The sequence below is a fragment of the Brachybacterium sp. YJGR34 genome (assembly GCF_003347015.1).
Taxonomy (GTDB): Bacteria; Actinomycetota; Actinomycetes; order Actinomycetales; family Dermabacteraceae; genus Brachybacterium.
Genome location: NZ_PNFB01000020.1, coordinates 27,387 through 51,165, shown reverse-complemented (window position 1 = coordinate 51,165; position 23,779 = coordinate 27,387). Strand labels below are relative to the sequence as shown.

The window sequence follows — 23,779 nt, the reverse complement described above, 5'->3', positions numbered from 1 at the left end:
CGCGTTTTCCCGTCATCTCCACACCGACGTCACGATCCGGCACCCTCCCGCGGCGCACCCCGGCGCCCGCCGCGGACGACGACGGGCGCCCGGCAGCAGCCGGACGCCCGTCGCATGGTGCCTGAGGGGACTCAGTCGCCCAGGCGCTGACCGTTCTTCACGTCGAAGAGGTGCAGGTGGTCCGGCTTGGGGCGGAAGAACACCGTCGACCCCTTCTCCGGGGCGTTCCGACCGTCGACGCGGGCGATGAACGGCTTGGACGTGTCCGCCGCACCGGCGCGACGACCGTAGATGAAGGCGTCGGCGCCGAGCTCCTCGACGACGTCGACCTCGACCGCGATGCCCTGGTCGGTGCCGACCAGCTCGAGGTCCTCGGGGCGCACGCCCACGGTCACCGACTTCTCGTCGGTGCCGGAGAGGGTGGTGCGGTCCACGGGGATCACGGCGCCGCCGAACTGGATGCCCTGATCGGTGAGGGGCTCCTCGAGCAGGTTCATCGCCGGGGAGCCGATGAAGCCGGCCACGAACACGTTGTTCGGGTGGTCGTACATGCGGCGGGGCGAGTCGATCTGCTGGAGCACGCCGCGGTCGAGGACCGCCACGCGGTCACCCATCGTCATGGCCTCGGTCTGGTCGTGGGTGACGTAGACCGTGGTGACGCCCAGGCGACGCTGCAGCGACGCGATCTGGGTACGGGTGGAGACGCGGAGCTTCGCATCGAGGTTCGAGAGCGGCTCGTCCATGAGGAACACCTGGGGCGAGCGGACGATCGCACGTCCCATGGCCACACGCTGGCGCTGACCGCCGGAGAGCGCCTTCGGCTTGCGGTCGAGGTACTCGGTGAGGTCCAGGATCGCGGCCGCGTCCTCGACCCGCTTGCGGATCTCGGCCTTCGGGGTGCCGGCGATCTTCAGGGCGAAGCCCATGTTGTCGGCCACCGACATGTGCGGGTACAGCGCGTAGTTCTGGAACACCATCGCGATGTCGCGGTCCTTCGGCGGGACGTCGGTGACGTCGCGGTCGCCGATGAGGATGCGTCCCGCGTCGATCTCCTCGAGACCGGCGAGCATGCGCAGGGAGGTCGACTTGCCGCAGCCCGAGGGGCCGACCAGCACGAGGAACTCGCCGTCGCCGATCTCGATGTTGAGGTTGTCGACGGCCGGGCGCTCCTGGCCCGGGTAGACGCGTGATGCGTTGTCGAACGTGACTGTTGCCATGGTGTTTCTCCTTCACCGGCAGGTACGTGCCGGACGGTCCGTTGTGAAGTGATGCCAGCCGGTCTCGGACGTCTCGGAGAGGTGCGTCCTCGCACCGGCCACCGGAAGTGTAGCCCACGTCTCACCATGCTCGCGCACCTGCTCGCGACGGGGTGTCGCGGGAGCCCGCGACCGCCTGCGCGATACTGGCACGGTGGACACCACTGAGCTGACCCGGAAGATCCTCGACCGCCGTGAGAAGGAGGGCGACCCGCTGCGCATCGTGCAGGCCGGCCACCCGGCGCTGCGCCGTCGGGCCGTCACGGCCCGCGACCGGCTCGAGCTCCCCCTGCTGGCGGAGCTCGCCGATGCCATGACCGTCACCATGCGCGACGCACCGGGCGTGGGCCTGGCCGCCCCGCAGGTGGGGCTGCCGATGCGGTTCTTCGTCGCCGAGGATCCCTTCGCGAGCGAGGACGGGGAGGATCCGGACGATGCCCTGCTCGAACGCCGTCCGCTGCCCCTGCGCGCCCTGCTCGACCCGGTGCTCGAGCCCCTGGGCGAGGAGCGCGTCTTCGCCTTCGAGGGCTGCCTCTCCGTGGACGGCTGGCAGTCGATCGTCCCCCGGGCCCGGCGGGTGCGGCTGCGGGCCCTCGAGCTGCGTCCGGGCGGTGTCCTGCAGGAGGTCGAGGAGGAGCACATCGGCTGGAGCGCGCGCATCCTCCAGCATGAGACCGACCATCTGGACGGCACCCTGTGCCACGACCGCATGGTGCCCCGCTCCCTCATCGGGTCCGGCTACGCCGGCCACTACCAGGAGCTCTCGGAGGCGGTCCGCCTGCTGGGCCTGACCGGGGAGATCACCCGGCTGGGCGAGGGAGAGGTCGTCCTGTCCTGACGTGCACCTCCCGCCGTCCGGAGCGTCGCAGCGCGCTCCGTCCCGCATCCTTCGCGCGCCGCGTCCGCGAAGGATGCCCGGATCCCCCAGCCGGCGGCGGTACCGTGACCCTCGTTGACGACCCCACAGAACGGAGCCGATGGTGGCCACGAGCGATGCGATGACCCCCGACCCGGAATCCAGCGAGAAGCAGGCCCTGGACGTGCCCCCCGAGCTGATCGACGAGCGCTGGCTGGCGCTCGTCGACGCCGCGCTGAAGGTGCAGGCGCCGATCGCGCACCGCTACGTGGACCGGCTGCGGGCCAAGCACCCCGAGGCGACCGACCGCCAGCTGCTCGAGATGGTCACTCGGCGCTTCTCCGCGCTGAACATCGCCACCGGCGCCGGCATCGGCGGCGCCGCGGCGCTGCCCGGGCTGGGCACGGTCGCCGCCGTCGGTCTCACCGTCGGCGAGGGGCTCACCTTCGCCGAGTCCTGCGCCTTCCTCACGCTCGCCGCGGCGGACATCCACGACGTGGACATGAGCGACCGCAACACGCGGCGCCTGGTGCTCCTGGCGGTGCTCAGCGGCGAGCGCGGCACCGAGATCATCGCCAAGGCCATGGGCAAGCAGGGCCTGCAGTGGAACTCGCTCCTGGGCGGGAACGGCGGGGGCTTCCTGCCGGGCATGATCAGCCGGCAGGTCTCGAAGTACATCCGCCGGCGGATGCTGGCCCGCACCGGAGGGATCTGGCTGGCCCGCCTCCTGCCCTTCGGGCTCGGCGCCCTCATCGGCGCCATCGGCGCCCGGATCGTCTCGAAGTCCGTGGTCGAGGCGATGCTCGAGATCTACTCCCAGGCCTCCACGCTCGAGGGCGAGGCCGTGGACGAGAGCTGACCGCACGCGCGGCTCCCTGCACCGACGAGGGCCGGCCCCCCATCTGGGGGACCGGCCCTCGTGGCGATCCGGGTGCTCCAGCGGGGAGCGCTCAGACCTCCTGGGTGAACTCGTTCGCGTGCTCGGTGCCGGCGGCGCGGACGTAGGACTGGCGGATCTCCGCCTCCGCGTCGGAGCGGCCCTCCCAGTGCGCGCCCTCGACGCTCTTGCCGGGCTCGAGGTCCTTGTAGACCTCGAAGAAGTGCTGGATCTCCAGGCGGTGGAACTCCGAGACGTCGGTGAGCTCCTGGCGGCGCACCTGTCGACGGTCGCCGACGGGCACCGCGATGATCTTGTCGTCGCCGCCCGCCTCGTCGCGCATGCGGAACATGCCCAGCGCGCGGCATCGGATCAGGCAGCCCGGGAAGGTCGGCTCCTCGAGCAGGACCAGGCAGTCCAGGGGGTCGCCGTCCTCGCCGAGGGTCCCCTCGATGAAGCCGTAATCGTCCGGGTAGCGAGTGGCGGTGAACAGCATCCGGTCCAGCCGGATGCGCCCGTTGTGGTGGTCCACCTCATACTTGTTCCGGTTCCCGCGAGGGATCTCGATCGTCACGTCGAATTCCACGACAGCCGCTCCGTTGCTCGGGCCCCTGAGGCCTGTGGTTGCTCGGGCCCCTGGGGCCATTGGTTCTGACCCGGACACCATATCGTGGGCCCATGGCCCTTCGAGCATCGGAACGCGTCTGGCGCACCACGGCGATCGTGATGTGCGCCGCCGTCCCCGCCGGCTTCTACGTGCTCGGCGATCTGACGGACGCGTTCCCGGGCGTGCTGACGGTGCGTGCCGACCGCGAGTCCCCCGCCGCCGGCCCACCGGCGCTGGCCGAGGAGTGGGAGCGTGTCGCGATCGACGACGGCGGCCCGGGAGCAGGGGTCCCGCCGCCGGCGATCGCCGAGGGTGACCTGCAGGAGCGGATGGACGCGACCGCCGAGCTGCCGGTCGTCTCCGGCGGCCTGGCCTACAGCGTCGTGGAGGCGGGCTCCGGCGAGGTGATCGCGTCGCGGGACCCCGACACCCCCCGTGTGCCCGCCTCGACCCTCAAGCTGCTCACCGCCGCCGCGGTGCTGCGTCAGTACACCGGGCAGGAGGTGCTCGTCACCCGAGCCGCGGTGCAGGACGGGGTGGTGACCCTGGTGAGCGGAGGTGACATGACTCTCAGCGAGGAGGATCTGCGCGCTCTCGCGGAGTCCGCCGCGGCGCTGGCCGCCGAGCAGGGGACCGAGGAGGTCTCCGTGGTGCTGGACGACAGCCTCATCGAGGGCGGGCAGAACCCCGCGTGGGGGAACAACGGGACCGCCGGCGGCTGGGTGACCCCCACCGCGTCCCTCGCCCTGGACCGCGGATGGCTCGACGGCGAGCAGTACGGCCCCAAGTCCGTCGACCCCGCCGGCGACGCCGCCCGCCGCTTCGCGCAGCTGCTCGGGGACGTCGGGCTGACGGTCCGCGGCGAGGTCACCGAGGGGACGGCCCCGCCGGGGGCCGCGAGCACGGAGATCCACTCGGAGCCCCTCGAGGAGATCGTGCGCGAGACGCTGCAGATCTCCGACAACACCCTGGCCGAGCTGCTCGCCCATCTGGTCGCGCTGAGCCGCGGCGAGGCCACCACGCCCCAGAGCGCCGCGGCGGCGGTCGAGGCCGAGATCCGCGCGCTCGGCGCCGAGCTGGGGGTGGCCGAGGAGGACCTCGCGGGTCTCGAGATCCACGACGGCTCCGGGCTCTCCCGCGAGAACCGTGTCCCGCCCGCTCTGCTCGCCGCCGTCCTCGCCGAGGTCTCCTCCGGCGAGGAGCCGGCCCTCGAGCCGATCCTCTTCGACGTCCCGGTCGCCGGGCTCTCGGGGACCCTCGCCGAGCGCTTCGACGCGGCCGAGACCGAGGACGCGCGCGGACTGGTCCGGGGCAAGACCGGCTATCTGGGCGGGGCCGCGACCCTCGCCGGGGTGGCGGTGCTGCCCAGCGGGGAGACCGTCGGCTACTCGATCGTCGTGCACGGGTTCGACGGGGCCGATGCCGACGCCGCCCGGGCAGCCGTGGACCGAGCGGCCTCCGAGATCGTGGAGGTCGACTGATGGCCGGCCCGCCCCCGGTGGTGGCCCGGGCGCGCACCGCCGTGCGCGGCGCCCTCGCCGCTCGGCTCGAGCAGCTGGCCGACGACACCGCCGCCGGGCGCCTGTCCCCGCGCCTGCTCGTGGGCCTGAGCGGGGGAGCGGACTCGCTCGCACTGCTCGCCACGACGGTCTGGGTCGGCACCCGGATGGGTCTGGAGACCGAGGCGGCGATCGTCGACCACGGGCTCCAGGACGGCTCCGCGGAGGTCGCGGAGCGCGCTCGCACCCAGGCCGAGCGTCTCGGCGCGAGCGCCCACGTGCTCACGGTCCGGGTGGACCCGGAGGCTCCCGGCGGCCTCGAGAACGCCGCGCGCCTCGCCCGCCACGACGCCCTCGAGCGCCGGCGCGACGAGCGCGGGGCCCTCGCCCTGCTCCTCGCGCACACCCTCGACGATCAGGCCGAGCAGGTGCTCATGGGCCTCGCCCGCGGGGCCGGGCCGCGGGCGCTGGCCGGCATCCCGCGCCGCCGCGGAGCGCTCCTGCGGCCGTTCCTGGGCACGGGCCGCGACGAGGCCACGGCGCTGCGCCGGGCCGACACCGAGGAGATCTGCCGCCTCCACGACCTGGACTGGTGGGTGGACCCCATGAACGCCGACGAGTCGATGCTGCGTGCACGGGTCCGTCACCGCGCCCTCCCGCTGCTGCGGGAGATCCTCGGCGAGCAGATCGACGAGAACCTGGCGCGGACCGCCGACCTGGTCCGGCCCGACGTCGACCATCTCGACGCCGAGGCCCGCGAGCTGCTGGAGTCCCTGCACCGCGACGGCGGCGAGCTGCGCGAGGACGGCGATCTCCTGCTGCTGGACGTCCACGCGCTGGCCGCGCTCGCCGCGCCGCTGCGCACCCGCATCCTGCGGGACGCCTCACGTTCCGCTGACCGCGCAATCCGCGCCCGGGGAGGGGGAGGATCGGCGAAGTCCCTGCTGCGACGGCAGGTCCTCGCCCTCGACGCTCTGGTCGTCTCGTGGCACGGTCAGTCGGCCGTACCCGTTCCGGGTAGGATCGAGGTCGCTCGCCGCGACGGCCTGTTGGTGTGGCGCCGTACGGAACCGTGAGCCGCGGCGGACGCACCCCACCACGTTCCCTGGAGGAGATCCGCGTGCCACAGACGCAGCCCCACCCCGATGTCGACCGCGTGCTGCTCGATGCCGAGCAGATCCGCGAGCGGCTCGCCGAGCTCGGAGAGCAGATCGCCGCGGACTACGCGGACGAGCCGCCGATCCTGGTGGGCGTCCTCCGCGGCGCGGTCATGGTCATGGCCGATCTGGCCCGGTCGGTCGACCTCCCGGTCGAGATGGACTGGATGGCCGTCTCCTCCTACGGCTCGGGCACCAAGTCCTCGGGCGTGGTCCGGATCCTCAAGGACCTCTCCGGCGACATCACCGGGCGCAACGTGCTCATCGTCGAGGACGTCATCGACTCCGGCCTGACCCTGAAGTGGCTGCTGTCGAACCTGCGCTCGCGCGGCCCGCGGAGCGTGGAGGTCTGCACGCTCCTGCGCAAGCCCGACGCGGCACGGGTGGAGATCGACGTGAAGTACGTCGGCTTCGACATCCCCAACGAGTTCGTCATCGGCTACGGTCTCGACTACTCCGAGAAGTACCGCAACCTTCCCTACGTGGGCGTCCTCAAGCGCTCGATCTACGAGGACTGATCCTGTGGCAGATTCCGCCAAGAGCTCCGGCAAGAAGCGCCGTCCCGTCACCAGCATCGCGCTGTGGATCATCCTCGCCCTGGTCCTGGGCATGGTGATGTTCTCCCTGTTCGGTCGTGACGGCTACGAGCAGATCGACACCCAGCAGGGTCTCGAGCTGCTCGAGGGCGGCACCGTCGAGCAGGTCAAGATCATCGACGGCAACCAGCAGCGCGTGGACCTGGTCCTCGCCGAGGACTTCGTCGACGGCGAGGAGAACAAGGGCACGCAGGTGCAGTTCTCCTACGTCGACGCGCGCGCCGAGGACGTGGTGCACGCGGTCGAGGCCGCCGCGCCCACCGACGGCTACACCGACGAGATCGAGGCCGGCTCGTGGTGGTCGACGCTGCTGCTGAGCTTCCTGCCGCTGCTGATCTTCATCGGCCTGTTCTGGTTCCTCATCATGAACGCCCAGGGCGGCGGCCGGGCGATGCAGTTCGGCAAGTCCAAGGCCAAGCTGTTCAACAAGGAGGCCCCCAAGGTCACCTTCGCGGACGTCGCCGGCGCCGAGGAGGCCGTCGAGGAGCTCGACGAGATCAAGCAGTTCCTCATCGACCCGGGCCGGTACCAGGCCGTGGGCGCGAAGATCCCCAAGGGCGTGCTGCTCTACGGCCCGCCCGGCACCGGCAAGACCCTGCTGGCCAAGGCCGTCGCCGGCGAGGCGAACGTGCCCTTCTACTCGATCTCCGGCTCCGACTTCGTGGAGATGTTCGTGGGCGTCGGCGCGAGCCGCGTGCGCGACCTGTTCAACACCGCGAAGGAGAACGCCCCGGCGATCATCTTCATCGACGAGATCGACGCCGTGGGCCGCCACCGCGGCGCCGGCATGGGCGGCGGGCACGACGAGCGCGAGCAGACGCTGAACCAGATGCTGGTGGAGATGGACGGGTTCGAGGAGAACCAGAACGTCATCCTCATCGCCGCCACGAACCGCGTGGACATCCTGGACCCGGCCCTGCTGCGACCGGGGCGCTTCGATCGCCAGATCGGCGTGGAGGCCCCGGATCTCAAGGGCCGTCTGCACATCCTGGGCGTCCACGCCAAGGGCAAGCCGCTGGCGCACGACGTCGACCTCGAGGCCGTCGCCAAGCGCACGATCGGCATGTCCGGTGCGGACCTCGCCAACGTCCTCAACGAGGCCGCGCTGCTCACCGCCCGCTCCGGCAACCAGATCATCGACAACCGCGCGCTGGACGAGGCGATCGACCGCGTCTCGATGGGTCCGCAGCGGTACTCGAAGGTGATGACCGAGCGCGAGCGCCAGATGACCGCGTACCACGAGGGCGGCCACGCCCTGGTGGCCGCCGCGATGAACAACTCCGCGCCGGTCACCAAGGTGACGATCCTGCCGCGCGGCCGTGCGGGCGGCTACACGATGGTGGTCCCCACCCAGGACCGCAACTACCAGTCCCGCAACGAGCTGCTGGACCGCCTGGCCTACGCCATGGGCGGCTACGCCGTGGAGGAGAGCATCTTCCACGACGTCACCACCGGGCCCAGCTCCGACCTGCAGAACGCCACCAAGATCGCCCGCACGATGGTCATGCAGCTGGGGATGAGCGAGACCGTCGGCCAGGTCGCCCTCGAGGGCGACCAGGAGGTCTTCGTGGGCATGCAGCAGGGGCAGGGTCCCCGCTTCAGCGCCGAGACCGCGGGCCTCGTCGATCAGGAGGTGCGCCGCCTGCTGGACGACGCGCTGGACGAGGCGTGGTCGGTGATCGTGGACAACCGCCACGTCCTGGACCGCCTGGTGAGCGAGCTGCTCGAGAAGGAGACCCTCGGAGAGCACGAGCTCGCCGAGATCTTCCGGGACGTCAGGAAGCGGCCGCTGCGCGAGGTGTGGAGCTCGAGCGTCGAGCGACCCACCCTCGAGGCGCCGCGCGTCGGCTCCACCACCACCGCCACCGGCGCGGAGTCTCAGGACGCCGGCGAGCCCCTGCAGCCGAACCCGCCGGAGCTGCCGCATCCCGGCGGCGACGGACCCGAGATCCCGGGCGCCCCGCAGGGCGGGACGCCCTACGGCGACGGCCCCTACGGGCCGGGCTCCTACAGCCCTCCCGGCCAGGGCGGGCCCTCGGCGCCGCGGCGGACCGAGGACCGGGGCGACGACCACGACGGCGCGGGGTCCTGAGATGAGCGTCGACCAGGGCCGCATCGAGGCCGCCGTGCGCGAGATCCTCACCGCGATCGGCGAGGATCCGGACCGCGACGGTCTGCAGGAGACTCCCGCCCGGGTGGCCCGCATGTACGGCGAGGTCTTCTCCGGGCTCTCCCAGGACGCGCACGAACCGCTGTCGACCACCTTCGACATCGACCACCAGGAGCTGGTGCTGGTGCGCGACATCAGCTTCTACTCCATGTGCGAGCACCACCTGCTGCCCTTCCACGGCCAGGCCCACGTGGGGTACATCCCGGGGGACGGCGTCGTGACCGGCCTGAGCAAGCTGGCCCGGCTCGTGAACGTCTACGCCCGGCGCCCGCAGGTCCAGGAGCGGCTCACCTTCCAGATCGCGGACGCGCTGATGGACGAGCTCGGTGCGAGCGGCGCGATCGTCGTCGTCGAGGCGGAGCACATGTGCATGTCGATGCGCGGCGTGCGCGCCGCGGGGGCCCGCACCGTCACCAGCGCCGTCCGCGGCATGCTGCGCGACAGCGCCAGCACCCGCGGCGAGGCCATGGCCCTGATCAACAGGGTGTGAGCGCCGTGGCCGTGCACTCCCCGCGCCCCGACGGCCTCCCCGCGCGCCTCGGCGCCGACGACACCCTGGTCATGGGCGTCCTGAACGTCACCCCGGACTCCTTCTCCGACGGCGGGGAGCACTACCGGCTCGCCGACGCGCTCGCCCACGGCCGGCACCTGATCGCCCAGGGCGCGGACATCGTGGACGTCGGCGGGGAATCCACCCGCCCGGGCGCCCCGCGGGTCGACGAGGAGGAGGAGCTGCGGCGCGTCCTGCCCGTGGTCGAGGCCCTGGCGGCCGAGGACGCGGTGGTCAGCGTGGACACGATGCGCGCCTCGGTGGCGGCCGCGAGCGTCGAGGCGGGCGCGCTGATCGTCAACGACGTCTCCGCGGGCCGCGCCGATCAGGACATGGGCGGCGAGGTCGCGCGGCTGCGCACCCGACGCGGCACCCCGCCGGTCTTCATCGCCATGCACTGGCGCGGCCACAGCGACGTCATGAACGAGCTGACCGACTACGAGGACGTGGCCCGCGACGGTGCCGTCGAGCTCGAGGAGCGCCTCGCGGCGCTGCGCGAGGACGGTGTCGAGGAGCGCTACCTGGTGGTGGACCCGGGGCTGGGCTTCTCCAAGACCGGGGAGCAGAACTGGGAGGTGCTGGGGGACTGGGACGCCCTGGCCTCCCACGGCCTGCCGATCCTCGTCGGAGCCTCCCGCAAGCGCTTCGTGAGCGCCCTGGGCGTGGACCGCGATGCCGCGACCGCCGCGATCAGCGCGTACAGCGCCGAGCACGGGGCCTGGGCGGTGCGGGTCCACGACGTCCCCGCCACCGTCGCCGCCGTGCGCGTCGGCGACCGCCTGCGCCGGAGCGTGCGACGATGACCGGCCCGGAGCTGGACCGGATCGAGGTGACCGGGATCCGCGCCTGGGGGCACCACGGGGTGCTCGCCCAGGAGAAGGATCTCGGCCAGCAGTTCGTCGTCGACATCACCCTGCACCTGGACACGGCCCCCGCCGGCCGGGCCGACGCGCTCTCGCGCACCGTGAACTACGCCGAGGTCGCCGCCGCCGTCGAGCAGGAGATCCTCGGGGGCCCCCACGACCTCGTCGAGACCCTCGCCGAGAGGATCGCGCAGCGCGTCCTCGGCGAGACCGGCCATCCGCTGACCCGCCGCGTCGGGGTGCGGGTGCACAAGCCCGCCGCCCCCGTCGGTCTGGCCGTCGGCGACGTCACCGTGAGCATCGAGAGGCAGGCCGCTCCGCTGGACGCGGTCCTGGCCGTGGGCACCAACCTCGGCGACCGCGAGGAGCATCTGCGACGCGCGCTCGCGGTGCTCGCGGACACCGAGGGGATCGAGATCGCGTGGACCGGGCCGGTGCTGGAGACCGCCCCCGTCGGCGGCCCCGAGGGGCAGGGCGCGTTCCTGAACTCGGTGCTCGGCGTGCGCACGGTGCTGGGCCCCTTCGCGCTGCTGGAGGCGGCCCGTCGCGCCGAGCGCGACGCCCGCCGCGAGCGGCTGGTCCGGTGGGGTCCGCGCACGCTCGACGTCGACGTGATCACCTACGGTCACTGGCGCAGCGCGGACGAGGAGCTGACGGTGCCGCATCCGCGCGCCCACGAGCGGGCCTTCGTGCTGGCACCCTGGCTGGCCGCGCGCCCCGCGGCCGAGCTGCCCGGCCGCGGCCCGCTCCGCGCCCTGCTCGAGGGCGCCGAGGACCGCGACGGGCTGCGCCCGGGGCCCGCGGTCGAGGGGTACGGGATCTCGTGAAGCCGCTCAACGTCCCCGTGCTGCTGCTGATCTTCGTGCTGGGCGCGGGGCTCGGTGCCCAGATGCTGGACACCCTCGCCGCGCGCGGGCACTCGCTGCCGATCGCCGGCTGGCTGACCACCCTGGTGCTGCTGGGACTGAGCGCGGTGCTGCTCGTCTACGGCCTGCCGATGCGTCGCTACCTGCTCGAGAGCGAGGAGCGGCGGCACCACCCCACGCTCGCCCCGCGCCGGCACCAGATCGATCTGCTCACCGCCTACCGCACGGTGCTCCTGGCCCGGGCCTGCGCCTACACCGGGGCGGTGGTGGGCGGCATCTTCACCGGCCAGGCCCTGTATCTCGTCATCACCGGCACCGGCGACCCGCTGCTGGGGATCCTGCCCACCGCGGCCGCCGCCGTCGCCGGCATCGTGCTCGGCGTGCTCGGGGTGCTCGTCGAGCGCTGGGGGCAGCTGCCCCCGGAGGACGGCGAGGGCGCCGCGCGGGGCGCGGAGGCCGGCAGCTGAGCACTCGACCTTCGGCGGGGCGGCGCGCCACCGGGGTCGGAGCGACCGGGAAGGACGAGGATGACACGATGGGTCCCATGACCTCAGCACCTGATCCCCACGAACCCGGCACGGCCGCGTCCGAGCCCCCGCGGCCCGTGCTGTCCGACGTCCCGGGAGGCCTGCTGGGCCAGGACGCGCTGCGCCCGGTCTCGCCGAAGCTCGTCCCCGCGCGCTATCTCGCGGCCACCGTCGGCTACGCGCTCGGGCTGATCGCGATCGCCGGCGCGATCGTGGGGGCGGTCCTCACCGGATGGTGGTGGCTCGGCCTGCTCGCGCTGCTCCCGGTGGCGCTGATCGTCCAGAGCCTCGCCCTCACCCCGCGTCGTGTGCGCGCCATCGGCTATCACGACGGCGAGGACGAGCTCACGATCGCCAGCGGCATCATGTTCCGCACGGTGAGCTCGATCCCCTACGGCCGGGTCCAGTCCGTGAAGATCGACGAGGGGCCCGTGGACCGCCGCTACGGCCTCGCGCAGCTGTCGGTGAGCACCGCGGCGGGCGGATCCACCGTGACGCTGCCCGGGCTGCCGAAGGAGGAGGCGGAGCGGCTGCGCACGCTGCTGACCGACCGCGGGATCTCGACCATGGCGGCGCTGTGAGCAGCCCCGAGCAGCCGCTTCCCCCGCCTCCCGACGGGCACCCGGACCCGGCCTCCGCCCCGGCCTCCGCCCCGGCCACCGCCGCCGGGCCCGATCCCGCGGCCGAGCGCCGGCGCACCCATCCCATCACCCCGCTGGTGACCGGGTGGAAGATCGTCATCGGCATCATCGCGGTGCTGACCGCGCAGAACATCGCCCGCCTGGCGAACGACTTCACGATCACCCGCGCGCTCATCGGGCTCGGGGTGATCGCGGCCGCGGTGCTCGTGTCCGTCCTCTTCGCGGCGCTGTCCTGGTGGTTCACCACCTACGCGGTCGACGAGGGCGGCGTCTCCCTGCACAAGGGGATGCTCAGCCGGACACGGGAGTACGCCCCGCGGGCCCGCATCGAATCGGTCTCCGTGGAGCGGCCGCTGCTGGCGCGGCTGCTGGGACTGGCGAAGGTGCGCATCGAGGTCGCCGGCGGCGGCGAGTCCTACCTGGACATCGAGTATGTGCGCTCGGCCGACGCCGAGGAGCTGCGCCGCGGCATCCTCGGGGTCGCGGCCCGCACCCGCACCCCGGAGGAGGAGCGCAGGGACGGCGGCGCTCCGGGCGCGGCGTCCGGATCCGTCACCGCGTCGTCCGTCCCCGGCACGGGGGAGGAGCCCGCCCGCGACGGCGGCGACGGTGCCGTCTCCGCCCGCGACCGGCTGCTCTACGACGGGGTCACCGACGGCGAGCTGATCGCGCAGATCCCCACCGGGCGCCTGGTGCGCTCGCTCCTGCGCGACCTCGGCTTCCTGGCCGGGATCGTCATGAGCATCGTCGGGGTGGCGGTCGCGATCGCGCTGGGATTCTGGCAGGAGGGCTTCTCGATCGCGATGATCATCGCCCTGCTGCCCACGCTCATCGCGGTGCCCCGGTACGTCTTCGGGCGCATCGAGTCCGGCTGGGGCTTCCTCTCCCGCATCACCGATCGCGGGCTGCGGATGCGGCGCGGCCTGGCCAACACCCGCACTGACAACATCGCCTCCGGCCGCATCCAGCGCATCGCGCTGCGCCGGCCGCTGCTGTGGCGGGGCCCGGGCTGGACCGCCGTCACCGCCACCGTCGCCGGCATCGAGGACGACGACGAGAACGGGGCCGAGAGCGTCCTGCCCGTCGGCACGCGGGAGGAGCTGCGCGCCACCCTCGGCCATCTCGCCGCTCCTCTGGGCACCGCCGACGACCTCGCGACCCTCGAGCACCTGCTGACCGCGCCGGCGCGGGAGATCGAGGGGCTGCGCACCTCCGTCGGCCTCTTCTGGATCTCCCGCCGCACCCGGGTCAGCGTGCTCCTGCCCGGCGCCCTGGTCGTCCGGCGCGGTGTGCTCACCCGCTCCGTCGAGGTGATCCCGCGCGAGCGCCTCCAGCAGCTCCGCGTCGGGGACGGGCCGCTCGCCCGGCGCCTCGGGGTGCTCGACCTGACCATCGACGTCGCAGGGCACTCGCTGAACCTCGACGATCTGGCGCGCGAGGACGTCCTGCGCCTGCACGCCGTGCTCACCCGGGACGCCGCCACCCTGCGGCGCTATCGCGACCAGGAGCGGTGGCCGCGGCCCGTGCTGAGCCCCGCGGCGGGGCGCCCGGCTCCGCCGCCGGTCCAGGGCGCCCCGGAGACGGCGCCGCCGGACGAGGAGGAGCGGCGATGACCCCACCGCGCCTCGGCATCGGCGTGATCGGTGCGGGCCGGGTGGGCGCGGTCCTCGGCTCCGCGCTGCGCGCCGAGGGCCACGCGGTCACCGGCGCCTACGCCGTCTCCGACGCCTCCCGGGAGCGGGCGGCGGAGCTCCTGCCCGGGGTGCCGCTGCTCGACGTCCCGGCGATCATCGAGCGCAGCGAGATGCTGCTGCTCGCCGTGCCCGACGACCAGCTGGGCCCGCTGGCCGCCGGCATCGCCGCCAGCGGTCTGGTCCCCGGCGGCCAGCTGGTGGTGCACACCTCGGGCCGCTACGGCACCGAGGTGCTCGCCCCGCTGGCCGAGGTGGGCAGCGCGACCCTCGCCCTCCACCCCGCGATGACCTTCACCGGGACCTCCACCGACCTGGCGCGCCTGGTCGGCTGCCCGATGGCGGTCACCGCCGCGCCCGATCTCCTGCCGATCGCCGCGGCGCTGGTGGTCGAGCTCGGGGGAGAGACGGTGGTGCTCGCCGAGGGCGACCGCCCCCTCTACCACGCAGCCCTCGCCCACGCCGCGAACCACCTCGTGGTCCTCGTGGATCAGTCCCGGGAGGCGCTGCGCCGGCTCGGCATCGAGGACCCCGGCGCCACCCTGCGCCCCCTGCTCGAGGCCGCGCTCGAGGAATCGCTGCGCCGCGGGGCGAGCGCGCTGACCGGTCCGGTGGTGCGCGGCGACGCGGGCACCGTGGCCGGGCACCTCGAGGCGCTGGACGATCTCGACGCCACCGGCGCCCCGGGCGAGGCCGGCGATGTCGCGGAGACCTACCGCCACCTCGCGCTCGCGGCGCTGCGCCGTGCCAGACTTCCCCAGGACGCCCGGGACCGGATCCGGGAGCTGCTCGAGGACCACCCGCCCACGGAGGACGCATGATGCAGGAGAAGGTCGCCGGTCCGGAGACCGCCACCGAGCTGGTCACCACCAAGGCCGAGCTGCGCTCCCGGCGCGCCGCGATGGAGGGCACGGTCGCCGCGGTCCTGACCATGGGCTCGCTGCACGACGGGCACCTGGCTCTGGTGGCGCGTGCCCGCGAGCTCGCCGATCACGTGATCCTCACCGACTTCGTCAACCCCCTCCAGTTCGGCCCCGGCGAGGACTACGAGGCCTACCCGCGCGACCTCGAGGCGGATCTAGCGCTCGTGGACGGCCTGGTGGACCTGGTCTTCGCCCCCTCGGTTCGGGAGATGTACCCGGTGCTGCCGCCGACGGTCTCGCTCAGCGCGGGCCGCGCCGGCACCATCCTCGAGGGGGCCGCACGGCCCGGGCACTTCGACGGCGTGGTGACCGTCGTCGCGAAGCTGCTGCACCTCACCGAGCCCCATCTCAGCGTGTTCGGGCGCAAGGACGCCCAGCAGCTCGCGATCATCCAGCGCCTCGTGGCGGACCTCGACCTCCCGGTGCGGATCGAGCCGATCGAGATCGAGCGCGAGGTGACGGGGCTGGCCCGCTCGAGCCGCAACGCGTACCTCAGCGCAGCCGGTCGCGAGCAGGCCCTCGCGCTCTCGCGCACCCTCGCCGAGGCGATCGGCGCCGCCCCCTCGGTCTCCGGGATCCGCGGTGCCCTCGCCCGTGCCGTGGACCGTGGCGAGATCGACTGGGCCTATGCGCTCGCCCTGGACCCGGCCACGCTCGAGGAGATCACCTCCGACCATCGCGGGGAGGTGCTCGTGGCGCTCGCCGGGAGGGTCGAGGGCACCCGGCTGCTCGATGCGGCCGTGACGGTGGCGACAGCTCCCTGATCTCGCGGGACCTCCCCGGTGCAGTGATGAGAGAATCGCCCGCATGAGCGTAGATCCCCCTGCCCCCGACCTGACGGACGCCTCGGAACAGGTCGCGATCCGCAAGTCCAAGCGGGAGCGCCTCCTGGAGCGCGGCGAGGAGGCCTACCCCGTCTCCGTGCCGGTGACCGCCGAGATCTCCGAGGTGCGCGCCCGCTACGGACACCTCGAGGCCGGTCAGGAGACCGAGGACGAGGTGGGCGTGGCCGGCCGCGTCGTGTTCCAGCGCAGCACCGGCAAGCTGGCCTTCATCACGCTGCAGGACGGTGCGGGGGAGCGCCTGCAGATCATGGCCTCCCAGGCCGTGATCGGGCCGGAGCGCCTCGCGGACCTCAAGGCCGATGTCGACCTCGGCGACCACGTCTTCTTCCACGGCCGCGTGGGGGCCTCCCGCCGCGGTGAGCTGAGCGTCTTCGCCGACACCTGGCAGATGGCCGCCAAGGCGGTGCGCCCCCTGCCCGTGCTCCACGCCGACCTCTCCGAGGAGTCCCGGGTCCGCCGCCGCTACGTGGACCTCATCGTCCGCCAGGAGGCCCGCGACACCGTGCGCCGCCGCGCCGAGGTGATGCACTCGCTGCGCACCTCCTTCCGCGAGCGGGAGTTCGTGGAGGTCGAGACGCCGATGCTCCAGGTCATCCCCTCCGGGGCGGCCGCCCGGCCCTTCGTGACGCATATGAACGCCTTCGATCTCGATCTCTACCTGCGGATCGCGCCCGAGCTGTTCCTCAAGCGCGCCGCGGTGGGAGGTCTCGAGAAGGTGTTCGAGATCAATCGGAACTTCCGCAACGAGGGGGCGGACTCCACGCATTCTCCCGAGTTCGCGATGCTCGAGGCCTACCAGGCATACGGGGATTACCACACCATCGGCGCGCTCACGCAGTCGCTGATCCAGGAGGCGGCGGAGCACGCGACCGGTTCGCAGGTCGTCACGCTCGCCGACGGCTCCCAGTACGACTTCTCCGGGGAATGGACACGGATCACCGTCTACGGTTCGCTCTCGGAATCCCTCGGCGAGGAGATCACGCCGGAGACCGGCCCGGAGCGCCTGCGGGAGATCGCCCGATCGCTCGACCTGGACCTCGAGCACCCGAAGTTCGGTCACGGCAAGCTCGTCGAGGAGCTCTTCGAGCACCGCGTCGGCGATCATCTCCACGAGCCCACCTTCGTGATGGACTTCCCGGTGGAGACCAGCCCGCTGGTGCGCGAGCACCGCGACACGCCCGGCGTGGTCGAGAAGTGGGACCTGTACGTGCGGGGCTTCGAGCTCGGGACCGGCTATTCCGAGCTCGTCGATCCCGTGATCCAGCGCGAGCGCTTCGCCCAGCAGGCGCGCCTCGCGGCGCAGGGCGATGACGAGGCGATGCTCCTGGACGAGGACTTCCTCGAGGCCATGGAGTACGCGCTGCCGCCGACGGGGGGCATGGGCATGGGCGTCGACCGTCTGCTCATGGCGCTGACCGGGCTCGGCATCCGCGAGACCATCCTCTTCCCGCTCGTGAAGCCGGGGGCCTGAGATGGATTCCGGATTCCTGTTCGAGGCCGGGGCGCTGCTGCCGTCCATCGGGGTGGGGCTGATCTTCTGGTTCGCCCTCCGCGCCCTCCTGCGCGCGGATCGTTCGGAACGCCGGGCGGAACGCGAGGCGGAACGGGAATACCGGGAGAGCCATGACGGGGACGAACAGAATCATGTCGCGTGACCATTAATTCACAGGGCGATATTGATATGCTCGAGCACGGGCATGATACTGGTGCTCGATCGTGACACCTCGTGTGATCACGGAGGAAACACCTACACGACGAGGGAGTACCCCGATGGCACGGAAGACGTACGTGGAGCTCATCGACGACATCAGCGGCGACAAGGCCGCCGAGACCGTGAGCTTCGCCCTGGACGGCGTCGCCTATGAGATCGACCTGTCCGCGGAGAACGCGGAGACGTTCCGCGAGGAGCTCGGCGTCTGGGTGCAGAAGAGCCGCCGCGTGGGCGGTCGTCGCAGCCGCGGCGGGGCGTCCCGCAACCGGTCCAACGACTCCGCGCAGATCCGCCAGTGGGCCCGCGAGGCCGGTTACGAGGTCCCCGATCGCGGCCGCATCTCGGCGACCCTGCGCAAGGCGTACGAAGAGGCCCACGACCAGTGAGGCCGGCGGCCCCGGCGCCGTGGCGCCCGGGTCGCTCCCGTCACGGCACGACGCCCGTCACCGACACGGTGACGGGCGTCGTGCATGCTCCGGCCGGGTGGCCCGGCGGCAGGGTCACCAGCCGCTGATCGTCCAGGCCGCGGAGTGCTCCGCATCCGGGGCCAGGCGCACCACGTCGGTGCCGCTGCGGAAGGCGTCCGGCGGGCAGGTCATCGGCTCGACGGCGAGGCCCAGCCGGTGGTCCTCCGACTCCGGACGGTCGCCGGTGTGCACCTGCAGCCAGGGGCACTCGGGCCCGGCCGTGATCCGCACCCCGGTGCCGCCGGGCGCGGTGACGGTGATGTCCATCCGCCCCTGCGCGTCCCGCGCGAGGTCGGTGAAGGCGTGGTCGATGAACAGCTCCCCGATCTCCCGCGCCGCGGCGAAGTCGAAGTCGCTGCCGGGGGCGACCTCGGCGGTCCCCGTGGGCAGCAGGCGGTCCTCGGTGACGGTGACCACGGTGCCGGCCGCCATCCGCAGCGACCACTCGTCCAGGGGCTCGGGGCCGGCCACCAGGTAAGGGTGCGGGCAGACGCCGTAGGGGGCGTCCTGGGCGCCGATGTTGCGGGCGGTGACGGTGGTGGTCAGCCCGGCCTCGGCATCGAGCGCGTGGTGCACGGTCAGCAGCAGGTGGAAGGGGTAGCCCGCGGAGGGGAACAGCTCGGTGCGCAGCACGACCTCGTGCGGGGCCACGGTCACCGCGGCGAAGGGCATGAAGGAGACCAGGCCGTGCAGCGCATTGCCCCGCTCCGGCTCGGTCAGCGCGGCCTGGATCTGCCGGCCGTCCCAGGAATAGGCGCCGTCCCCGATGCGGTTGGGCCAGGGCGCGACGACGGCGCCGCGGTAGAACTGCATCGGCCCGCTCTCGGGGTTGCGGACCACCAGGTCCCGCCCGTCCACGGTCAGCGACTCGAGGATCGCCCCCACGGAGGAGATCTCCGCACGGTAGGTCCCGGCGGACAGGACGAACCGGGTCCCCCGGTCGCCGGCCGTGCCGGCCTCCGGGGACCCGGTCCCCTCGGTGGTCTGCGGTGCGCTCATGCGGTGCTCTCCTTCGTCGATGCGGATGCGGGATCGGTGGCGGCCTCCGGGGCCGGATCGGGCTCGGGCTCCGGCTCGATGAGCACGACCTCGAGGCGACGGGGGCCATGGACTCCCTCCACCCGGCTGAGCTCGATGTCGCTGGTCGCGCTCGGTCCCGAGATCATGGTCCAGGCGGCGGTGGGATCCTCGGCCATGCGCTCGATCCCCTTGGGGACGCCGAGCACGACCTGCTCCGCCTCGACCACGATCACGTGGTGATCGGGCACCAGCGAGATGGCGCGGCGCCCGCTGCGACCGTCGCCGCGCAGGACGATGGTGCCGGTGATCGCGATCGCGGTGTGGCAGCCGGTGAGGACCGCGTCGAGCGCATCGAGCCGGTGCGGGGAGGCGCTGCCGTCGTCGACGAGCAGCTCCGCGTCCACCGCGGAGGTCCAGTCCTCCGGCAGCTGGGAGGGAACGACCACGCCGCGGGCCTCACCGAGAGCCGCGGCGATGATCGCCGGGGCCTCGGCGGCGGTGGTGCGGTGGACGATCGCGGTGTAGTCCTCGAGCCGCTGGACGAGCACGTCGCGCATCTTCTCGGGGGCGGTCCGCTGCTCCTGCTTGTCGTCGGCGCGCTGGTAGTCGCGGGGGACGTCCTGCGCCTCGGTGATCTCGTCGCGACGCGGCGTCGCCAGCGCGGACCGCACCCGCGCGAGGATCTCCTCCTTCGCGCTGAGTCCGGGGGTCCGCACCGGGCGCTCCTGGGTCCACTCGTTCACGCCTGCTCCTCGTCCTCGGTCGGGGCCTGGGCGGGCTCCGGGGCGGAGGCCCGCTCCTTCTCGCGCGCATCCCACCAGGAGCGGAACGAGGTGCCGGGCTTGGGCAGGTCACGATGATCGGTCCATCCCGGGATCAGGGGGAGGATCCCGGGCAGCTTGCCGATGTTCGTGCCACCCAGCACCGAGGACAGCGGGCCCGCCGAGCGGACCGCGAGGTCGTAGGCGCGCGGGGAGCTCATGAGCTTGCTGGCGCCCTGCAGGGCCACGTCCCAGGTGCCGTGGAAGTCGCCGCGGGTCTCGCGCCGACGGTCCACGTCCTTCTCCCGCAGGTGCACCAGCACCGAGGGGATGTCGATCTTCACGGGGCACACGTCGTAGCAGGCACCGCAGAGGCTCGAGGCGTAGGGGAGGGTGGAGTTCGGGTCGTCGGTGCCGCTCATGCCCGTCATCTGCGGGGAGAGGATCGCGCCGATCGGCCCGGGATAGGTGGAGCCGTAGGCGTGACCGCCCGAGCGCTGGTAGACGGGGCACACGTTGAGGCAGGCCGAGCAGCGGATGCAGTGCAGCGCGCTGCGTCCCTCCGGGTCCTCGAGCACCGCGGAGCGGCCGTTGTCCAGGAGCACCAGGTGGAACTCCTCGGGGCCGTCGCCCTCGTGGACCCCGGTGAACAGGGTCGTGTACGGGTTCATCCGCTCGCCGGTGGAGGAGCGGGGCAGCAGCTGGAGGAAGACCTCGAGGTCCTGGAAGCTGGGCACGATCTTCTCGATGCCCACCACGGAGATCAGCGTCCGGGGGAGGGTGAGGCACATGCGCCCGTTGCCCTCGGATTCGACGACCACCAGGGTGCCGGTGTCCGCGACGGCGAAGTTCGCCCCGGAGATCGCCACCGACCCCGGCATGTCCAGGAACTTCTCGCGCAGGAAGCGCCGCGCGGCCTCGGCCAGCTCGGCCGGCTCGTCGGTGATGGAGGGATCCAGGTCCGGCATCGCCTCCAGGAAGATCTCGCGGATCTCGGCGCGGTTGCGGTGGATCGCCGGGACCAGGATGTGGCTCGGGGTGTCATCGGCGAGCTGCACGATGAGCTCGGCGAGATCGGACTCGATGGCGCGGATGCCGGCATGGGCGAGCGTCTCGTTGAGGCCGATCTCCTGGGTGGCCATCGACTTGACCTTGAGGACCTCCTCCGCACCGCGCTCGAGGGCGAGGCGGGTGACGATCTCCCCGGCCTCCTCGGCGTCGCGCGCCCAGTGGACCACACCGCCCGCGGCCGTCACGGACTCCTCGAGCTGCTCGAGCAGCTCCGGGAGATGGTCGGTGACCTGCCACTTCAGGGCGCTTCCGGCATTGCGGAGCTTCTGCCAGTCCCGCACCTCGCGCACCACGGAGGCGCGCTTGGACTGGATGGTGGAGGTGGCATGGCGCAGGTTCCCGCGCAGGGTCTCGTCGCCGAGCTCCTCGCGGGCGGCCGCCGGGAACCCCCGCGTCCCGCGCAGGTGCGAGGAGGGGGAGGCGTGCTGCGGTCGGACCGACGGGATGCCCAGATTCACGGTGGTCATGAGGTCCTCCCCAGGATGGTCTCGGACGGGACGAAGGGGTCCTCGCGGGTCGAGGCGAGGATCTGTGCGAGGTGGACCGACTGCGGTGCGGCACCGGTGCGGCGGAGCTTGCCGCCGATGTTCATCAGGCACGAGGCGTCGCCGGCCACGACGAACTCGGCGCCGCTGCGCACCACGTTCTCCGCCTTGTCGGTGACCATCGCGTCGGAGGTGGCATCGTTCTTCACGGAGAAGGTGCCGCCGAACCCGCAGCAGGAGTCGGACTCCGGGAGGTTCCTGACCTCGATGCCCTCCACCGCGCGCAGCAGCTTCACCGGGCGCGGGCCCACCTTGAGGAACCGCATCGAGTGGCAGGTGGGGTGGTAGGTCACCGAATGCGGGAAGTAGGCGCCCACATCGGTCACCTTCAGCACGTCCACCAGCAGCTCCGACAGCTCGTAGGTCTTCGCCGCGACCTCCCTGCTGCGCTCCTCGAGGGAGGTGTCTCCCTCGTGGCGGGCCACCAGCTCGTGCTGATCGCGCACGCAGCCGGTGCAGGACCCGGAGGGCATGACGATCGCGTCGACGGTGTCGAGCTGCGAGGAGAAGGTGTCCACGAAGCTGCGCACGATCGGCGCGGCCTCGGTGTAGTACCCGGAGTTGGTGTGCATCTGCCCGCAGCAGGTCTGCCGCTTGTCGAAGACCACCTCGTGCCCGAGGCGCTCCAGCAGGGTGACCGTCGCCCGGGCGACGTCCGGGGCCATCACGTCCACCAGACAGGTGGTCATCAGCGAGATGCGCATCAGCGGTCCTTCTTCCTCATCGTGCGGGGCTGCGGGCAGGGGCGCCGGATGCCGTCCGCGCCGGACGGCGGCGCCGGAGGGCTGCGCCGGCTCAGGTGTGCTGCAGGCCGAGCGCGTCGGCGGTGCGCTGGAGAGTGCGATGGGCCTCGTCGGCGTCCGTGGCCAGCGAGCGACCCCAGCTCGGCACCATCTTCAGCAGGTGCGGCCGCCAGGCGTCGATGCGCTGGGGGAACATCGTCTCGAGCATCGAGAGCATGATGCTGGTCGCGGTCGAGGCGCCCGGGGAGGCGCCCAGCATGCCGCCGATGGAGCCGTCGGCCGCGGTGATCAGCTGAGTGCCGAACTGCAGCACGCCGTGCCGGCCGCGGTCCGGGGCGATCACCTGCACCCGCTGGCCGGCCGTGATCTCCTCCCAGTCGTCCGCGCGGGCCTCGGGCATGTACTCGCGCAGCGCCTCGAAGCGCTGTGCGGGACTCGCGGCGAGCTGGGAGACGAGGTAGACCATGAGGTCGAGGTTGGGCGGGGCCACCGCCATCATCTGGGTGATGTTCGAGGGCTTCATCGACTGCAGCAGGTCGGTGTAGCGGCCGGTCTTGAGGAACTTCGGCGACCACCCGGCATAGGGGCCGAACATCAGCGAGCGCTGCCCGTCGACGAACCGGGTGTCCAGGTGGGGGACGCTCATCGGCGGGGCGCCCACGGCGGCCTTGCCGTAGACCTTCGCGTCGTGGCGCGCGATGATCCCGGGGTCGGTGCAGCGCAGCCACTGCCCGGAGATCGGGAACCCGCCGAAGCCGCGGATCTCCTCGATCCCGGACTTCTGCAGCAGCGGCAGCGAGTAGCCGCCGGCGCCGACGAAGACGAACGGGGCGCGCACCACGCGCAGCGTGCCGTCCTGGGTGGAGCGGACCATCACCCCCCAGTCCGTGCCCATCCGGCGCAGGTCGATGACCTCGGAGGAGGTGGCGACCTCGGTGCTGCCGTGCTCGGCGAAGGCGAGCATCTGTCGGGTCAGCGCGCCGAAGTCGACGTCGGTGCCGTCGGGGGAGCGGGTGGCGGCGATGGTCTCGGTGACCGGGCGGCCCTCGGCGACCAGCGGAGCCCAGTCCGCCAGGCGGGAGTGGTCGGTGGTGAACTCCATGCGGTCGAACAGGGGGCTCGCGGCGAGCGCTTCGTGGCGGCGGCGCAGGTAGTCGGCGTTGTCGGCGCCGTGCACGAAGCTCATGTGGGGCACGGAGTGGATGAAGGTGGAGGGGTCGCCGATGCGGTCGTTCTCGACCAGATGGGCCCAGAACTGGCGGGAGACCTGGAACTGCTCGTTGATCGAGATCGCCTTGGCGGGGCTCACCGACCCGTCCACGTCCTGCGGGGTGTAGTTCAGCTCGCACAGGGCGCTGTGGCCGGTGCCGGCGTTGTTCCAGGCGTCGCTGGACTCCGCACCCAGCGCATCGAGCCGTTCGAGGACCACGATGTCCCAGCTCGGCTCGAGCTCGGTGAGCATCGCGGCGAGGGTCGCGCTGGCGATGCCGCCGCCGATCAGCACCGCATCGGCGCGGGTCACGTCCAGGTCTGCCAT

General features: G+C 72.4%; 24 protein-coding genes. 17 read left to right on the top strand and 7 right to left on the bottom strand.

Going from position 1 to position 23,779, the window contains the following annotated elements; genetic code table 11:
• Positions 1–131: 131 nt before the first annotated feature.
• Entirely contained in the window at positions 132–1,217 is a 1,086-nt protein-coding gene (locus tag CXH06_RS14955; RefSeq protein ID WP_114855998.1) for an ABC transporter ATP-binding protein, read from the bottom strand.
• Between the two features lie 193 nt (positions 1,218–1,410).
• Here CXH06_RS14955 and CXH06_RS14950 point away from each other — a divergent pair, with 193 nt between their 5' ends.
• Together CXH06_RS14950 and CXH06_RS14945 are read left to right on the top strand one after the other, a co-directional pair.
• Positions 1,411–2,094, top strand: a complete 684-nt coding sequence (locus tag CXH06_RS14950; RefSeq protein WP_114855997.1) for a peptide deformylase — start codon at positions 1,411–1,413, stop codon at positions 2,092–2,094.
• A gap of 139 nt (positions 2,095–2,233) precedes the next feature.
• Positions 2,234–2,971, top strand: coding sequence for a hypothetical protein (locus CXH06_RS14945; RefSeq protein WP_232820381.1), 738 nt, complete (start codon positions 2,234–2,236; stop codon positions 2,969–2,971).
• A 91-nt stretch (positions 2,972–3,062) separates the two neighbouring features.
• Here CXH06_RS14945 and CXH06_RS14940 read toward each other — a convergent pair whose 3' ends face one another.
• Positions 3,063–3,575: an inorganic diphosphatase gene (locus CXH06_RS14940; protein ID WP_114855996.1), complete on the bottom strand. Its 513-nt coding sequence runs from the start codon at positions 3,573–3,575 to the stop codon at positions 3,063–3,065.
• 92 nt (positions 3,576–3,667) lie between these two features.
• Between CXH06_RS14940 and CXH06_RS14935 the strand changes: the two genes are divergently transcribed.
• The 15 genes from CXH06_RS14935 to CXH06_RS14865 all read left to right on the top strand — a co-directional run bounded on the left by CXH06_RS14935 (position 3,668) and on the right by CXH06_RS14865 (position 18,021).
• Positions 3,668–5,077 carry a D-alanyl-D-alanine carboxypeptidase/D-alanyl-D-alanine-endopeptidase gene (locus CXH06_RS14935; protein ID WP_114855995.1) on the top strand — a complete coding sequence of 470 codons (1,410 nt, stop codon included), beginning with the start codon at positions 3,668–3,670 and terminating at the stop codon, positions 5,075–5,077.
• On the top strand, positions 5,077–6,171 hold the full coding sequence (gene tilS, locus CXH06_RS14930; protein ID WP_114855994.1) for a tRNA lysidine(34) synthetase TilS: 1,095 nt from the start codon (positions 5,077–5,079) through the stop codon (positions 6,169–6,171). The genes CXH06_RS14935 and tilS overlap by 1 nt, the downstream gene beginning before the upstream one ends.
• Before the next feature lie 44 nt (positions 6,172–6,215).
• Complete coding sequence (gene hpt, locus CXH06_RS14925) at positions 6,216–6,770, top strand: hypoxanthine phosphoribosyltransferase (protein WP_114855993.1); 555 nt, start codon at positions 6,216–6,218, stop codon at positions 6,768–6,770.
• Positions 6,771–6,774: 4 nt separating this feature from the next.
• Entirely contained in the window at positions 6,775–8,940 is a 2,166-nt protein-coding gene (gene ftsH / locus CXH06_RS14920; protein ID WP_114855992.1) for an ATP-dependent zinc metalloprotease FtsH, read from the top strand.
• A gap of 1 nt (position 8,941) precedes the next feature.
• Positions 8,942–9,508: a GTP cyclohydrolase I FolE gene (gene folE, locus CXH06_RS14915; RefSeq protein ID WP_114855991.1), complete on the top strand. Its 567-nt coding sequence runs from the start codon at positions 8,942–8,944 to the stop codon at positions 9,506–9,508.
• Between the two features lie 5 nt (positions 9,509–9,513).
• On the top strand, positions 9,514–10,371 hold the full coding sequence (gene folP, locus CXH06_RS14910; protein ID WP_114856019.1) for a dihydropteroate synthase: 858 nt from the start codon (positions 9,514–9,516) through the stop codon (positions 10,369–10,371).
• Positions 10,368–11,258: a 2-amino-4-hydroxy-6-hydroxymethyldihydropteridine diphosphokinase gene (gene folK, locus CXH06_RS14905; RefSeq protein ID WP_114855990.1), complete on the top strand. Its 891-nt coding sequence runs from the start codon at positions 10,368–10,370 to the stop codon at positions 11,256–11,258. Before folP ends, folK begins: the two co-directional genes overlap by 4 nt.
• Positions 11,255–11,764 carry a DUF3180 domain-containing protein gene (locus tag CXH06_RS14900; RefSeq protein ID WP_114855989.1) on the top strand — a complete coding sequence of 170 codons (510 nt, stop codon included), beginning with the start codon at positions 11,255–11,257 and terminating at the stop codon, positions 11,762–11,764. The genes folK and CXH06_RS14900 overlap by 4 nt, the downstream gene beginning before the upstream one ends.
• 77 nt (positions 11,765–11,841) lie before the next feature.
• Entirely contained in the window at positions 11,842–12,405 is a 564-nt protein-coding gene (locus tag CXH06_RS14895; RefSeq protein WP_232820380.1) for a PH domain-containing protein, read from the top strand.
• Complete coding sequence (locus CXH06_RS14890; RefSeq protein ID WP_114855987.1) at positions 12,402–14,078, top strand: PH domain-containing protein; 1,677 nt, start codon at positions 12,402–12,404, stop codon at positions 14,076–14,078. Before CXH06_RS14895 ends, CXH06_RS14890 begins: the two co-directional genes overlap by 4 nt.
• Positions 14,075–14,977 carry a Rossmann-like and DUF2520 domain-containing protein gene (locus CXH06_RS14885; protein ID WP_114855986.1) on the top strand — a complete coding sequence of 301 codons (903 nt, stop codon included), beginning with the start codon at positions 14,075–14,077 and terminating at the stop codon, positions 14,975–14,977. Before CXH06_RS14890 ends, CXH06_RS14885 begins: the two co-directional genes overlap by 4 nt.
• Positions 14,974–15,843: a pantoate--beta-alanine ligase gene (gene panC, locus CXH06_RS14880; RefSeq protein ID WP_114855985.1), complete on the top strand. Its 870-nt coding sequence runs from the start codon at positions 14,974–14,976 to the stop codon at positions 15,841–15,843. The genes CXH06_RS14885 and panC overlap by 4 nt, the downstream gene beginning before the upstream one ends.
• Positions 15,844–15,886: 43 nt before the next feature.
• The gene (gene lysS / locus CXH06_RS14875; RefSeq protein WP_114855984.1) at positions 15,887–17,395 is read left to right on the top strand and encodes a lysine--tRNA ligase; all 1,509 of its coding nucleotides are present in this window, start codon (positions 15,887–15,889) and stop codon (positions 17,393–17,395) included.
• Position 17,396: 1 nt separating this feature from the next.
• Entirely contained in the window at positions 17,397–17,579 is a 183-nt protein-coding gene (locus CXH06_RS14870; RefSeq protein ID WP_114855983.1) for a hypothetical protein, read from the top strand.
• Between the two features lie 115 nt (positions 17,580–17,694).
• Complete coding sequence (locus CXH06_RS14865) at positions 17,695–18,021, top strand: Lsr2 family protein (protein WP_114855982.1); 327 nt, start codon at positions 17,695–17,697, stop codon at positions 18,019–18,021.
• Between the two features lie 114 nt (positions 18,022–18,135).
• Here CXH06_RS14865 and CXH06_RS14860 read toward each other — a convergent pair whose 3' ends face one another.
• The 5 genes from CXH06_RS14860 to CXH06_RS14840 all read right to left on the bottom strand — a co-directional run bounded on the left by CXH06_RS14860 (position 18,136) and on the right by CXH06_RS14840 (position 23,779).
• A complete protein-coding gene (locus tag CXH06_RS14860) occupies positions 18,136–19,101 on the bottom strand; it encodes an aldose 1-epimerase family protein (protein WP_114855981.1) in 966 nt (321 codons plus the stop codon).
• Positions 19,098–19,865: an LUD domain-containing protein gene (locus tag CXH06_RS14855; protein WP_114855980.1), complete on the bottom strand. Its 768-nt coding sequence runs from the start codon at positions 19,863–19,865 to the stop codon at positions 19,098–19,100. Before CXH06_RS14855 ends, CXH06_RS14860 begins: the two co-directional genes overlap by 4 nt.
• Positions 19,862–21,421: a lactate utilization protein B gene (locus CXH06_RS14850; RefSeq protein ID WP_114855979.1), complete on the bottom strand. Its 1,560-nt coding sequence runs from the start codon at positions 21,419–21,421 to the stop codon at positions 19,862–19,864. Before CXH06_RS14850 ends, CXH06_RS14855 begins: the two co-directional genes overlap by 4 nt.
• A complete protein-coding gene (locus tag CXH06_RS14845) occupies positions 21,418–22,203 on the bottom strand; it encodes a (Fe-S)-binding protein (protein WP_114855978.1) in 786 nt (261 codons plus the stop codon). The genes CXH06_RS14850 and CXH06_RS14845 overlap by 4 nt, the downstream gene beginning before the upstream one ends.
• A gap of 91 nt (positions 22,204–22,294) precedes the next feature.
• The gene (locus tag CXH06_RS14840; RefSeq protein WP_114855977.1) at positions 22,295–23,779 is read right to left on the bottom strand and encodes a malate:quinone oxidoreductase; all 1,485 of its coding nucleotides are present in this window, start codon (positions 23,777–23,779) and stop codon (positions 22,295–22,297) included.

Bases quoted from the DNA above. Each gene is read 5' to 3' on its own strand.
- CXH06_RS14955 (WP_114855998.1), bottom strand. From the start codon at position 1,217: ATGGCAACAGTCACGTTCGACAACGCATCACGCGTCTACCCGGGCCAG.
- CXH06_RS14945 (WP_232820381.1), top strand. From the start codon at position 2,234: ATGGTGGCCACGAGCGATGCGATGACCCCCGACCCGGAATCCAGCGAG.
- CXH06_RS14935 (WP_114855995.1), top strand. From the start codon at position 3,668: ATGGCCCTTCGAGCATCGGAACGCGTCTGGCGCACCACGGCGATCGTG.
- tilS (WP_114855994.1), top strand. From the start codon at position 5,077: ATGGCCGGCCCGCCCCCGGTGGTGGCCCGGGCGCGCACCGCCGTGCGC.
- folE (WP_114855991.1), top strand. From the start codon at position 8,942: ATGAGCGTCGACCAGGGCCGCATCGAGGCCGCCGTGCGCGAGATCCTC.
- folK (WP_114855990.1), top strand. From the start codon at position 10,368: ATGACCGGCCCGGAGCTGGACCGGATCGAGGTGACCGGGATCCGCGCC.
- CXH06_RS14895 (WP_232820380.1), top strand. From the start codon at position 11,842: ATGACCTCAGCACCTGATCCCCACGAACCCGGCACGGCCGCGTCCGAG.
- CXH06_RS14885 (WP_114855986.1), top strand. From the start codon at position 14,075: ATGACCCCACCGCGCCTCGGCATCGGCGTGATCGGTGCGGGCCGGGTG.
- panC (WP_114855985.1), top strand. From the start codon at position 14,974: ATGATGCAGGAGAAGGTCGCCGGTCCGGAGACCGCCACCGAGCTGGTC.
- lysS (WP_114855984.1), top strand. From the start codon at position 15,887: ATGAGCGTAGATCCCCCTGCCCCCGACCTGACGGACGCCTCGGAACAG.
- CXH06_RS14870 (WP_114855983.1), top strand. From the start codon at position 17,397: ATGGATTCCGGATTCCTGTTCGAGGCCGGGGCGCTGCTGCCGTCCATC.
- CXH06_RS14865 (WP_114855982.1), top strand. From the start codon at position 17,695: ATGGCACGGAAGACGTACGTGGAGCTCATCGACGACATCAGCGGCGAC.
- CXH06_RS14860 (WP_114855981.1), bottom strand. From the start codon at position 19,101: ATGAGCGCACCGCAGACCACCGAGGGGACCGGGTCCCCGGAGGCCGGC.
- CXH06_RS14850 (WP_114855979.1), bottom strand. From the start codon at position 21,421: ATGACCACCGTGAATCTGGGCATCCCGTCGGTCCGACCGCAGCACGCC.
- CXH06_RS14845 (WP_114855978.1), bottom strand. From the start codon at position 22,203: ATGCGCATCTCGCTGATGACCACCTGTCTGGTGGACGTGATGGCCCCG.
- CXH06_RS14840 (WP_114855977.1), bottom strand. From the start codon at position 23,779: ATGGCAGACCTGGACGTGACCCGCGCCGATGCGGTGCTGATCGGCGGC.